Here is a 12,833-nt window from a genome sequence, read left to right on the forward strand (position 1 = left end):
TCTTTCCGTCACCCCAGCCTTCGCCGGGGTGACGTATTGAGTTTGCCTTTCCCCTGAAGTTGCGTAATGACCACGGCGTCGCTGCATCACATGCAGCGGCGTGATCGCGCCGGTGCCCGAAAGGGCTTGAAAGGGAATGTGGTGCGGCGGCTTACCCCGCCAAATCCACCGCTGTCCCTGCAACTGTAAGCGGAGAGTGCGATGCACGCGCTTCTTCCCCATGCGGGAGGGGGCAGCCACTGGGGAGCGATCCCTGGGAAGGTGTGCGTCAAACGATGACCCGTGAGCCAGGAGACCTGCCAGCGCACCGGTCGCTCTTGCTTTGACTCAGGGATTGGTCAGGGCACGGTAGTTCTCCGTCTGAGCGACGAACCGAAGCGGCCGGGGCCGCATCGGCGCGTGCTCGGGGGTGCTGCGGCGTCCATTCCCGCGTGTGCGCCGACCGTTCGCGCGGACGCTCCGGCCAGTCGCTCATGCGACGCCGCGGGATGAATATTGCCATGAAAATCACCCTTGCGTCCGTGCTGGCCCTTGCCATCACCAGCCCTGCCCTTGCGCAGGACCCTTCTGCCGATCCCGCTGCGCAAGCGGACGACCGCATCGTCGTTACCGCCTCCCGCTCCGGCGATGCGATTGCCACGCGCCTGCTCGGCGCATCCGTGACCGTGCTGGATGGCGCACAGCTCGAACAACGGCAGACGCGCGTCATCTCCGATATATTGCGCGACGTGCCGGGCCTTGCCGTCAGCCGCACCGGCGGCGTCGGCGGGCTGACGCAGGTCCGTGTCCGCGGCAGCGAGGCGAACCATGTCCTCGTGCTGATCGACGGTATCGAAGTGTCCGATCCCTATCAGGGCGAATATGATTTCGCGACGCTGATCGCCGACGATGCCGCCCGCATCGAGGTGCTGCGTGGCCAGCAATCCTCGCTCTACGGCTCCGACGCCATCGGTGGCGTCATCCAGTATATCACGGCGACGGGAAGCAGCGCGCCGGGCATCCGCCTGCGCGCCGAGGGCGGATCGTTCGGCACGTTCAACGGCGCGGCGCGAATCGCGGGCGTGTCCGGCGCGATCGATTATGCGCTGGCGTCATCGTGGAACCATACGGACGGCACGCCAACGGCACGGGGCGGCATCCGCGATATCGGATCGGACAGTGTGGGCGCATCGGCCAAGCTGATGTTCACGGCATCGGATGCCTTGAAGCTGACCGCTGTCGGCCGCTACAGCCTGACTCAGGCGGACACGAACAACAGCGAGAACGATACGCGCAGCCCGCGCTTTGGCCAGATCGTGGACAGTCCCGGCACCGATTTCCGCAACACGGCATTCTACGGCCTGCTCCGTGCCGATCTTTCGGCCCTCGACGGCCGATGGACGACGGCGCTGTCCGGCCAGTTTGCCGATACGACGCGCAAGGGCTTTCAGTCCGGCACGCTCGATTTCGGCAACAAGGGGCAGCGGTACAAGGGTTCGCTCGAAAGCACGATCCGTTTCGGCAGCGACGCCATCGCCCACCGCCTGACCGGCGCGGTCGACGTGGAGCGGGAGCAGTTCCAGAACATCACGCCTTCGCCTTTCGCCTTCACCGGCAAGCGGCGGACGGACAATCTGGGCCTCGTCGCGCAATATGACGTGACGATCAACGATGCGCTGGCGCTCGGCGCATCGATACGGCGGGACGAGAACAACCGCTTCGCCGATGTCACGACCTGGCGGGCGCAGGGCAGCTATGCGCTCGCCACCGGCACCCGTGTGCACGGCGCCTATGGCACCGGCGTCAAGAATCCCGGCTATTTCGAACTCTACGGCTTTTCCGACGGACGCTATATCGGCAATCCCGATCTGAAACCGGAAAAGTCGAAAGGCTGGGAAGCGGGTATCGTTCAGACCCTTGGCGACGAGCAGGCGACCTTCGGCGTCACCTATTTCGACAGTCGGCTGGACGATGAAATCTTCACCACTTTCCTGCCGCCGACTTTCGTCGCGACACCGGGCAACCGCACCACCCGATCGAAACAGCAGGGGTTGGAAGCGACGATAGCCGCCCGGCCCATCCCGCAGATACAGGTGGATGCAGCCTACACCTGGCTGAAAGCCCGCGAGAACGACACGCGGGAAGTGCGCCGCCCGAAGCATGTCGCCAGTCTGAACGCGACGCTGTTCAGCACCGACGAGCGGTTCTCCGCCACGTTCACGGCGCGGTACAACGGGCGCCAGACCGACCTCGCTTTCACCGATCCCAGTTTCGTGCCGTTGACGGTGACGCTGAAGGATTATGTGCTGGTCAATCTGTCGGCCAGCTACGCCGTCAGTCGGCGGATCAGCGTCTTTGGTCGCATCGAAAATGCGCTGGGCGAACGCTATGAGGAAATCTTCAGTGCCGTTTCGGCCGGTGAAGCCGCCTATGCGGGCGTGAAGATCAGCCTTTGATCGTCACGCTGCCTTGCCTGCTCCGCTCTCGCCTTATCGGCGGGGGCGGAGTTGCGCGGCAAGGCTCTGCGCCGCGCGGACATAGGCAGGCCCGCCACACACGGTCCACGCTTCGGGCAGGCGCAGGCGCGGCATCGCCTTCAGTGCGGGATGGTGGAGCATTTCGGTGCCCTTGTCCTGCACCACGTCCGTCGCCGTCTCCACGATCAAATAATCTGGCCGGGCCACGACCATTTCTTCCACGCTCAGACGGGACAGCACCGGCTTGCCCAGCACCCCCGCCAGATTGCGCAGCCCAACGCGCTGCATCAGATCATCGACCAATGTGCCCGTGCCGGTCATATAGCCGCGCCGTTGCCAGTAGGCCGCGACCGGCGGGCGCGACAGTTTCGGAATGCTGGCCAGGTCCGCATCCATCCGCCGCAGCAGCGCGGTACCGCGTTCGGGATGGCCGATGGCCTGCGCAACCTGCATCACCTGCGCGCGAATGTCGGCATAGCTGTTCGCTTCGGGCAGCGACAGGGTGCGATAGGTGCCGCTGGCCTGCGGTGCAATCCGGTAATAGGGACTGGTGATGACCAGATCGGGCCTCAGCATCAACAGATTTTCCGCGCCGCCCTTCGCCACCGGCCACGCCTTTGCGCGGGCCGCTTCGGCCGACATGGCGGTGTCGCGGGCCAGCGGTGTGAGCGCGGCGATCTGCCCCCGGTCGGCCAATGCCAGCAGCAACTGGTCGGCACACAGGTTCAATGACACGATCCGCTTCGGCGGCGGCGCGGATGCGGCGGTGAGGGCCAGCAGGGGAAGGGCAAGGATCAGGCGGTTCATGCGGGTGTATTGGCGTGGGGTGGGCTTTCAGGCAAGTTATCCCGTGTTCCTGCGAAAGCAGGAATCCAGGGCCACACGCACCGCACCAAGCCGCGCTGCACTCCTGCCTCCGCAGGAGAACGCCCGGCCATGACTCGCCCCGCCCTGCTCGCCACTCTCGCGCTCCTCTGTACCATCGCCGTGATCCTCTCGCTGCTTGTCGGCACCGCACCCCTGCCGCCCGCGCGCCTGTTGGCCGCCCTGACCGGCGCGAACGATCCGGTCGCGCGCATCATCCTGTTCGAGCTGCGCCTGCCCCGCGCGCTGCTGGGCCTGGCGGTCGGCGCCATGCTGGGCGCGGCGGGGGCGGCGCTGCAAGGCTATCTGCGCAATCCGCTGGCCGAACCGTCCGTCCTCGGCGCGTCGAGCGCCGCCGCTTTGGGTGCCGTCATCGCACTCTATTTCGGGCTGGCGACGCTGCATCCCGTCCTGCTTCCCGCCACCGCGATCGGCGCGACGCTGATCGCGCTGGCCGCCCTGTTCGCCTTCGCCGGGCGCAGCGAAAGCCCGCTGACGCTGATCCTCGCGGGCATCGCCATCTCCACGCTGGCGGGTGCCGGGATCAGCCTTGCGCTCAACCTCTCGCCCAATCCCTTCGCGGCGATGGAGATCACGAGCTGGCTCTTGGGATCGCTGGAGGATCGCGCATTCGACCATGTCCGCATCGCCCTCCCCTGCATCGGCATCGGCCTCGCGCTGCTGCTGTGGAACGGCCGTGCGCTCGATGCGCTGACCTTGGGTGAAGATAGCGCCCGGTCGCTGGGCGTCAGCCTGCCGCGGCTGCGCGCACGCCTGCTGCTGGGCGTCGGGATCGGCGTCGGGGGAGCAGTCGCCGTGTCCGGCGCGATCGGCTTCGTCGGGCTGATCGTACCGCATCTCGTCCGCCCGCTGACCGACCGCAGCCCGGGTGCCATCCTGTTGCCGTCGGCCTTGGGCGGCGCGGCGTTGCTGATGCTCGCGGACGTCGCTGTGCGCCTCATCCCTGCGAGCAGCGAGCTGCGGCTGGGCGTCGTCACCGCCTTCCTCGGCGTACCCATATTTCTCGTCCATCTGTTGCGGGAGCGGCGGCTGTGGTGACTCTCTCGATCGAATCGCTCGATGTCGCCTTGGGCAGACGCGCCGTGCTGCACGGCATCAGCGCGACCCTTGCACCGGGCTCACTGGTCGGCGTGATCGGCCCCAATGGCGCGGGCAAGTCCACGCTGGTCCGCGCCATGCGCGGCCTGGTGCCCGCCGCCGCCGGGCGCATCCTGATCGACGGGCAACCCATCACGACGATCCCCGACGCCGCGATTGCGCGCCGCGTCGCCTATCTGCCGCAGGGGCAGGTGCTGCACTGGCCGCTGTCCGTCGAACGGCTGGTGGCGCTGGGCCGCCTGCCGCATCTCGCGCCCTTTTCCGCGATAGGCCCGCAGGATCAGGCGGCGATCGATCGCGCCCTGCGACGCACCGACATCGCGCATCTGCGCGCGCGCGATGCGACGCAGCTTTCCGGCGGCGAGCGCGCCCGCGCGCTGCTCGCCCGCGCCCTCGCCGTCGAAGCACCTGCCCTGATCGTCGATGAACCGCTGGGATCGCTCGATCCAGGGCATCAGATGGAGGTGATGGAGTTGCTGCGCGCGCAGGCCACTGCGGGCACGCTGGTCGTTGCGGTGCTGCACGACCTGTCGATGGCGGCGCGCTTCTGCGACCGGGTGCTGCTGCTCGACGAAGGCCGCCTGGTCGCCGATGGAGCGCCGGAGCAGGTGCTCACAGCGCAGCGCATTGCCGCTGTCTATCGCATGCGCGTGTGGACCGGGGCGATAGAAGGCCAGGCGGCCGTGGTGCCGTTGCGCGCGCGGGCGGACTGATCCGGCCTGTCCATCAATCCCCGACGCGGCGGATGATCTCGTCCAGCGTCGCCACCGTGATGCCGAACTTGCGCACCGTCATCACATTATGCACCGACTGGCCGTCGGAGCGCAGGCGCAGCACATTTTCCGCCTTCATCCCGCCCTTGATCGCGAAACGCAGACGCAGCACGTCGTTTTCCAGCGTCCCTGTCACCGGCCCGACGGCGTCGCTCAACGAACCTTCATAGCGGCCCGGTGCGACCTCGCGGATGCGCCAGGCACGGCTTTTCACCGGCTTGCCTTCTTCGGCCACCACCTGCCGCACAGACAGCGTACCGTCCGCCTCGACTTTCCCGGTGCTTTCGACATGCATGCCATGGGCACGCCGCATGATGATCTTGATCTGCGCATCGCCTACTGTCCGCCCGGAGAAGAAGGCCGCCGGATCGAAACGGCGGGCCGGGCTGGCCGCTTGCACGACGGTCGCGACCGCCGCCGCCCCCATCAGAAAAAGGGCGACATGCCGCAGGACGAACCCCGGCCGTATGTGCAAGGGCATGAACGACATGGGCGGCAGAGTAGCGAGGCGGGCGACAGGGCACAATGGCCCATGCACGTCCCCTATTCCTCCCCCATCCGCAGTGCGGCGATGAAGGCTTCCTGGGGGATTTGCACGCTGCCATATTCGCGCATCCGCTTCTTGCCTTCCTTCTGCTTGTCGAGCAGCTTTTTCTTGCGACTGATGTCACCGCCATAGCATTTGGCCGTCACATCCTTGCGCATCGCCGCGATCGTCTCGCGCGCGATCACCTTGCCGCCGATCGCCGCCTGAATGGGGATCTTGAACAGGTGGCGGGGGATCAGGTCCTTCAGCCGCTCGCACATGCCGCGCCCGCGCGTTTCCGCGCTGCCGCGATGCACGATCATGCTCAGCGCATCGACCGGCTCGGCATTCACCATGATGCTCATCTTCACCAGGTCGCCGCTGCGATAGCCGATCTGGTGATAGTCGAAGCTGGCATAGCCGCGGCTGATCGATTTCAGGCGATCGTAGAAGTCGAACACCACTTCGTTGAGCGGCAGTTCATAGGTCACCTGCGCGCGACCGCCGACATAGGTCAGGTTCTTCTGGATGCCGCGCCGGTCCTGACACAGTTTCAGGATCGAGCCGAGATATTCGTCGGGGCAGTAGATGACCGCCTCGATCCACGGTTCCTCGATGTCGGCGATCTTGGTGGGATCGGGCATGTCGGCGGGATTGTGCAGCTCGATCTCGCCGTTGCCGTGGGTAAGCTGAATCTTGTACACCACCGACGGCGCAGTGGTGATGAGGTCGAGATCATATTCGCGCGTCAGCCGTTCCTGGATGATTTCCAGATGCAGCAGCCCCAGGAACCCGCAGCGAAAGCCGAAACCCAGGGCCGCGCTGCTTTCCATCTCGAAACTGAACGACGCATCGTTGAGCCGCAATTTGCTGATCGAATCGCGCAGCTTGTCGAAATCCGCCGCATCGACCGGGAAAAGCCCGCAAAACACCACCGGCTGCACTTCCTTGAACCCGGGAAGCGGTGCGGCGGCAGGGTTCTTGACCGTGGTGATCGTGTCGCCCACCCGCGTCTGGCTGATATCCTTGATCTGCGCGGTGATGAAGCCGATTTCGCCCGCCGCGATCTCCGCCAGCGTCTCGATCTTGGGCCGCATGCAGCCGACACGATCGATCAGATGATCGGTCCCGCCGATCATGAACTTGATATGCTGTCCCTTTTTGATCACGCCGTTGACGACGCGTACCAGGATGACCACGCCCAGGTAGGGGTCGTACCAGCTATCGACCAGCATCGCTTCCAGCGGCGCATCGCGATCGCCCTTGGGCGGCGGGATTTTCTTCACGATCGCTTCGAGGATTTCGTCGATGCCGATCCCGGCCTTGGCGCTGGCCAGTACGGCTTCCGACGCGTCGAGGCCAATGACTTCCTCAATCTCCGCCTTCACCTTTTCCGGCTCGGCGGCGGGCAGGTCGATCTTGTTGATGACCGGCACGATCTCATGGTCATGTTCGATCGACTGATAGACGTTGGCGAGCGTCTGCGCCTCCACCCCCTGCGCCGCATCGACCACCAGTAGCGCGCCTTCGCACGCGGCAAGGCTGCGCGACACTTCATAGGCGAAGTCGACATGCCCCGGCGTGTCCATCAGGTTCAACTCATAGAGCAGCCCGTCCGCCGCGGTATAATCAAGCCGCACGGTCTGCGCCTTGATCGTGATCCCGCGTTCTTTCTCTATGTCCATGTTGTCAAGCACTTGTGCCGACATTTCACGGTCGGTCAGCCCCCCGCACCGCTGGATCAGCCGGTCGGCGAGGGTGGATTTGCCATGGTCGATATGGGCAATGATGGAGAAGTTACGGATGCGGCCAAGTTCAGTCATGCAGCGCCGATAGCAGCAAGCCGCGCCCCTGTCAGCAGGCGCACTAAGATAGGCCGTCTGCGCCCTCAGTCGCTGGCGTTGGCGACATTGTACCGGAACAGTTCGTCCTGCGTCAGACAGCGACGCGTGGACTGATCGTCGCCCGATCCTGCGATCGCCTTTTGCCGGTACATCACTTCGGTCAGCAGCTTGCGGGATACGCCCATGCGGATCAGAAAGTCGTTATCGTCGCTCGCCAGCAACGCCGAACTCTGCTCGATATCGCCGATCATGTCGACGGCGCTGTCGGCATCTTCCTGTATTTCCTGCCTGACTGCCGCCCGGTCGCCGACATGGGTGAACATGTGGACCATATACAACCCGCCCGGCTCGACGATCCGCACGGTGCCGCCCATGAACATGAAATTGCACGCGGAAAAACAGGCCCATCCGTTCGGAATGCGCGTCACGACATTGGGGTAGCTCTTGCGGATGAGGCGCCCCGCCTCATTGCCGACGGTCGCGACACCGCCGGGGGAGCGGAACCAGATTTCGCCGATGTCGGGATTTTTCTGAAGCACCTGAAACAGACGGGGCATAAGGCCGTTGTCGATCGCCCCTTCCGCCAGCAGCACCTTCATTCCGCCCTGGTTGCGTACCGTCAACTGCATCGTCTTGTTGGCCGACCAGTCGGGATTGAGCGGACATGTAGGATTCTTGGGATCAACGGCCGGATCACCGGCGGCGGTCAGCAGCAATCCCGCGATCAAAGCGCCGATCCGACGGAAGGTCATATGTCAGGCCTGCAACACATAGCGCGGCTGGCCAGGGCCGCGACACATGCGCTTTTGCACACGGGTTTCCTCGCCTTCCACAATCACGACGTCGGTCACCATCATGCATTTGCTGCCGTCGGCCAGTTGGGTCGACGAATTGACGGTCGAGGTGCCGGAGACATTGGCGCGCGTGCCGCTTTCCCAGGCAACCGCCTCGCCGGCGCTGCCCGACCGTTCAGCCTGTTCGACGGCCTGGGTCGTCGCGGTTGCGGCTTGCTCCTGCTCCTGCGGATCGAGGCGGCAGGCGATGGCTTCGGACAGCGTGTCGCTGAACTCCGCGACCGGGACATAGCTGCTCAGACCCGCACGGCTGGCGGTGCGTCCGGCGATACCGCCGAGCACGCTGCCCAGCATGTTCTTGCCCTTCTTGCCACCTTCGGTCTTGCACTTGCTGTCGCTGCTGCTGCTGGTGTCGCGCGCGCCACGCGTTACGTCGCGGATGAGGCCAAACTGGGCCGAGACGGGTTGCGGCATGGCGAGCGCGAGCGCGGCCACCACGGCAATTGCGGATATGGACGTGCCGGCTCGCATGATGTCGCTCCCTTGATCCTCCGTCAAACCCCGCTTCAGCGGCTGTATAGGCGCTTAGCGGCGCGGCATCCAGTCCACAGTGACGGCTGTCACAGCATGTGCGCCCGGACGCGTCGGATATGCCTCAGGACGCCAGCGCGCGTTGCGGGACGGTCGCGCGCATCCGCTCCAGATCGGCCTGCACCAGAAACTCGATGCCCATGCGGTCCTCGACCGACCACCGGCACAGCGCCTCCAGCACATAGCCTTCGGCCAGCTCGACGCGGAAACAGGTGCCGTCCGGCACATTCCACAATCCTTCGATCAGCGCGCCGGTGGACGAGATATTGCGGATGCGGCCGGTATAGCGATGCCCGTCGTGCAGCACCGCGACCGAACGGAACATGGACTTGCGCACCGGTCGGCTGGACCGGAAACCATCCGCTTCGGCCAGAGTGCCGACCGCACGCAGCATTTCCATGGTGGCCAGCGCGTCCTGCGCCTTGCCGTAGATATAGCCCTGCACATGGCTGCACCCAAGGCTGCGCACCAGCGTCAGTTCATCATGCGTTTCCACGCCTTCGGCCGTGGTATCCATCGACAGCGCCTCGGCCAGGCTGACGATCGATTTGATGATCGCGCTGTTGCGACTGCCCGCGATCGCCGCGCCGCGCACGAAGCTCTGGTCGATCTTGATCTTGTCGAATGGCGCTTTCTTGAGATAGCCGAGCGAGGAATAGCCGGTGCCGAAATCGTCAAGTGCCAGCCGGACACCGATCTGCTTCAACCGCGCGAACATGGCGTCGCTGTCGGCATCGTCGTTCAGGAACACGCTTTCGGTGATTTCCAGTTCCAGCCGCTGCGCCGCCAGCCCGGCGCTTGCCAGCGCGCTGACGACAATGCCCGGAAAGGCGGGATTGGCGAACTGAATCGGCGACACGTTGACCGCGACCTTGATATCCTCCGGCCAGATCGCGGCATCGCGACAGGCCGTGCGCAGCACCCATTCACCGATCTGCGATATAAGACCCGCGTCCTCCGCAATCGGAATGAAGTCGGCCGGTGAAATCGCGCCACGCACCGGATGCTCCCAGCGCAACAGCGCCTCGAACCCCGAAATCCGCTCCTGCGCGGCACTCACGACCGGTTGGTAGACAAGACGCAGCCCGTCCGCTGCCAGCGCCTGGCGCAGGTCATGCTCAAGCTGCCGCCGGTCCTCGGCATCGGCATGCATGTCCGCCGCGTAGAAGCGATGCACCCCGCGCCCATCGCCCTTTGCGGCATAGAGGGCAAGGTCCGCATTGCGGATCAGCGCATCGGTCGTGACGCCGTCTGCGGGGCACAGGGCGATGCCGACCGAAGCGCCGATCACCACCTGGTGGCCATCGATCGCATAAGGCTGGGACAGCGATGCGATGACGGCATCGGCCAGCGTCGCAAGCATCCGCCGGTCGGTCGCCCCGGGCAGCACAACCTTGAACTCGTCGCCACCCAGGCGTCCGACACGGCCGCGCTCGCCGATCACCTGTTGCAGCCGCTGGCTGACATTGCGCAGCAACTGGTCGCCCGCCGGATGGCCCAGCGTGTCGTTGACGCCCTTGAACCGGTCGAGATCAAGCAGGAACAATGCGCACTCGCCCGGCAGCCCGCGATTGCCCAGCACCGCCTGCTCTAGCGTCCGCATCATCTGTACGCGGTTGGCAAGGCCGGTGAGCGAATCATATTGGGCGAGGCGATTCACCTCCGCCTGGCTGCGGCGCATTTCGGTCAGGTCCGCGCCGCTGCCGCGAAAGCCCTGAAACTGGCCATAATCATCAACGATCGGTTGCCCGGAAATGGCCCAGGCACGATCCTCCTCGCCGCGCTTCACATGTACGGGAATATCGATGAAGGCCGTGCGGGCGGAAAGATGGAACCCAAGAGTCCGCTCGCCGTCGCCCTTCTGCCATTCGCCCCGGCCGACCAGATCGACCAGCGGCTTGCCGACCAGCCCTTCGGACGTCGTGCCCAGGCTGCGCGCCAGCGTTTCGGAAATATAGCTGATCTTGCCGTTGCGATCGGTTTCCCAGAACCACCCGCGGCCCGAAAGCTCATGATCGCGCACCAGGGCCTCCGCCCGTCGCCCGCGATAATCGCGGGCGTGGCGCGCCTGCAACCTATGCTGGTCGGCACGCGCCTGCCACAGGGTGATCGCACCGATCGCCAACAGCAGCATGGCGAGAATGCCCCAGAGCGTCAGTCCGCCCTGACTGGCGGCTATCACGGCGCCGGTGCCCGCGATGTAGCCCAGGCCGAGCACCCGCCGACTGCCGCAGATGCAGATGGCGAGCATGGCCGCACTGGACGCCGCGGCGGACACGGCCCGTCCGCCATCCGGCAGTGGACCGCTCAACAAGACGAGCAGAAAGCTGAATGCCGCGCCCGACAGCATCATCACCGCCAGCGTCAGTCGCATCTGGACATGCGGGCGCAGGCCGCAAAAGCGCGACAGCCTGAATCCCGCGCACAGCAGCGCGTCAGTCACCAGCACGAGCACCAGCGCGCCCAGCACCGGGGCCGTTGCCAGTGTCGCCATCGGCGGGAACATGCCGCCCGCCAGCGTCGCGACCACACGCCCCAGGATCATGACGGGCCACAGCCGCGCGATCGACTGAATGGCGGTGCCGATCCACAAGGGCGGCGCGTCGTGCCGACTTTCCGACAGGCCCAGCGCCATCATCAATGACGCGCCGTGCGTGCGCGACGGACGATTCAGCAATGCACGGGAAATAGCCATGGCAATGCTATTGCCCTGACATTCCTTGCAATCCGGTTACACAGCGACGGCCGTGTCGTGCCGCGCGCCGCGATCAGTTCGAGGGCGGGGGTGGCGGCGGGGGCGCCGCGGCATCCGATGTGGCGGCGCGGGCGTTCTGGCCGTCGCCTTCCGGCGCGGCGATGATGTCGCGCGTGGTCGCTCCCTTGTCCACCACGGCCGTATCGGGATCGCCCACGGCGGAGCGGATGCCCGGATCGGCGCTGTTGCGCCCGGCGCGACCGAGCGCGGCCGTTTCGCTGGCGCTGCGCGCCGACGGGCCACCGAACATCGCTTCCATCGCCTGACGCGATGCGTCCGCACTGGCGGTAGGGGCCGCGCCGGGGGCGGGCGGCACCAGCGCGAAATCGGGCGGGATCACCAGCGGCGCCTGCCGCGACACGGCAAACTCGTCGGGCCGATCGCGGTTGAACAGACCGGTCGAGCCGCAGCCCGACAGCATCGCGACACCGGCCAACAGGCCGCCCGAGAGCAAAATCTTAACCATTATCCAGTGACTCCGTGTTCGCGCTCTTCTCGCGCAGCAGGAAGGCCCGCGCAAGCAGGATCAGCACACCGATGGTGATCGCCGCGTCGGCCAGGTTGAAAATCAGGAAGGGCCGCCATTCGCCGATATGCAGATCGGCATAATCGACGACATAGCCAAAACGCGCCCGGTCGATGATATTGCCGAGCGCCCCGCCGAGCACCAGGCCGAGGGCGATCACATCGCCACGCGCCTTTTCCCGCCACATCCAGATGGCGACGAACAGCGCGATCGCCGCCGTCATGCCGACCAGCAGCCAGCGCGCCGTTTCATTGTCCGCATGGAAAAAGCCCATCGACACGCCCCGGTTTTCCAGCCAGCGCAGACGGAAGAAGGGCAGAATGTCGACTCCCACATCCGCCCGCGATTTGAGCGCAAGCGGCACCGCGACCATATATTTGATCGCCTGATCGAGGATCAGGACGAGCGCAGCGGCGATAATGCCGAGTGGGCGAGGGTTGGCAGTCATGATGCGTCCTTAGCCCCCAAAGCTGTCGTCATGCTGAACTTGTTTCAGCATCCATGTCTCGGCACGCGCAGCGGTTCCGTGGGGCACAATGGATCCTGAAACAAGTTCAGGATGACGATGGGGATGGCTGGGAACTA

General features: G+C 65.4%; 11 protein-coding genes and 1 riboswitch. Of the genes, 3 read left to right on the forward strand and 8 right to left on the reverse strand.

Going from position 1 to position 12,833, the window contains the following annotated elements; genetic code table 11:
- Window positions 1-93 precede the first annotated feature (93 nt).
- Window positions 94-318, forward strand: a riboswitch (cobalamin riboswitch).
- A gap of 182 nt (window positions 319-500) precedes the next feature.
- A complete protein-coding gene (locus tag ENE74_RS03545) occupies window positions 501-2,435 on the forward strand; it encodes a TonB-dependent receptor plug domain-containing protein (protein ID WP_127689229.1) in 1,935 nt (644 codons plus the stop codon).
- A 33-nt stretch (window positions 2,436-2,468) separates the two neighbouring features.
- On the opposite strand, the gene ENE74_RS03550 is transcribed toward ENE74_RS03545, so the two are convergent.
- Window positions 2,469-3,263 (reverse strand): ABC transporter substrate-binding protein, encoded by a 795-nt coding sequence (locus ENE74_RS03550; protein ID WP_127689230.1) that lies wholly within the window; start codon window positions 3,261-3,263, stop codon window positions 2,469-2,471.
- Between the two features lie 129 nt (window positions 3,264-3,392).
- Between ENE74_RS03550 and ENE74_RS03555 the strand changes: the two genes are divergently transcribed.
- Window positions 3,393-4,379 (forward strand): FecCD family ABC transporter permease, encoded by a 987-nt coding sequence (locus ENE74_RS03555; RefSeq protein ID WP_127689231.1) that lies wholly within the window; start codon window positions 3,393-3,395, stop codon window positions 4,377-4,379.
- On the forward strand, window positions 4,373-5,152 hold the full coding sequence (locus tag ENE74_RS03560; protein ID WP_127689232.1) for an ABC transporter ATP-binding protein: 780 nt from the start codon (window positions 4,373-4,375) through the stop codon (window positions 5,150-5,152). The genes ENE74_RS03555 and ENE74_RS03560 overlap by 7 nt, the downstream gene beginning before the upstream one ends.
- A 13-nt stretch (window positions 5,153-5,165) precedes the next feature.
- On the opposite strand, the gene ENE74_RS03565 is transcribed toward ENE74_RS03560, so the two are convergent.
- The 7 genes from ENE74_RS03565 to lspA all read right to left on the reverse strand — a co-directional run bounded on the left by ENE74_RS03565 (window position 5,166) and on the right by lspA (window position 12,696).
- Window positions 5,166-5,693, reverse strand: a complete 528-nt coding sequence (locus tag ENE74_RS03565) for a DUF3833 family protein (RefSeq protein WP_164847363.1) — start codon at window positions 5,691-5,693, stop codon at window positions 5,166-5,168.
- 62 nt (window positions 5,694-5,755) lie between these two features.
- Window positions 5,756-7,561: a translation elongation factor 4 gene (gene lepA / locus ENE74_RS03570; protein WP_127689234.1), complete on the reverse strand. Its 1,806-nt coding sequence runs from the start codon at window positions 7,559-7,561 to the stop codon at window positions 5,756-5,758.
- A 65-nt stretch (window positions 7,562-7,626) separates the two neighbouring features.
- Window positions 7,627-8,334 (reverse strand): COG3904 family protein, encoded by a 708-nt coding sequence (locus ENE74_RS03575; protein ID WP_127689235.1) that lies wholly within the window; start codon window positions 8,332-8,334, stop codon window positions 7,627-7,629.
- A 3-nt stretch (window positions 8,335-8,337) separates the two neighbouring features.
- Entirely contained in the window at window positions 8,338-8,907 is a 570-nt protein-coding gene (locus ENE74_RS03580) for a hypothetical protein (protein WP_127689236.1), read from the reverse strand.
- 124 nt (window positions 8,908-9,031) lie between these two features.
- The gene (locus ENE74_RS03585) at window positions 9,032-11,662 is read right to left on the reverse strand and encodes a putative bifunctional diguanylate cyclase/phosphodiesterase (protein WP_127689237.1); all 2,631 of its coding nucleotides are present in this window, start codon (window positions 11,660-11,662) and stop codon (window positions 9,032-9,034) included.
- Between the two features lie 73 nt (window positions 11,663-11,735).
- Window positions 11,736-12,188, reverse strand: coding sequence for a DUF3035 domain-containing protein (locus tag ENE74_RS03590; RefSeq protein ID WP_127689238.1), 453 nt, complete (start codon window positions 12,186-12,188; stop codon window positions 11,736-11,738).
- Window positions 12,181-12,696: a signal peptidase II gene (gene lspA, locus ENE74_RS03595; RefSeq protein ID WP_127689239.1), complete on the reverse strand. Its 516-nt coding sequence runs from the start codon at window positions 12,694-12,696 to the stop codon at window positions 12,181-12,183. The genes ENE74_RS03590 and lspA overlap by 8 nt, the downstream gene beginning before the upstream one ends.
- Window positions 12,697-12,833 lie beyond the last annotated feature (137 nt).

The organism is Sphingobium algorifonticola, from assembly GCF_004005485.1.
GTDB lineage: Bacteria > Pseudomonadota > Alphaproteobacteria > Sphingomonadales > Sphingomonadaceae > Sphingobium > Sphingobium algorifonticola.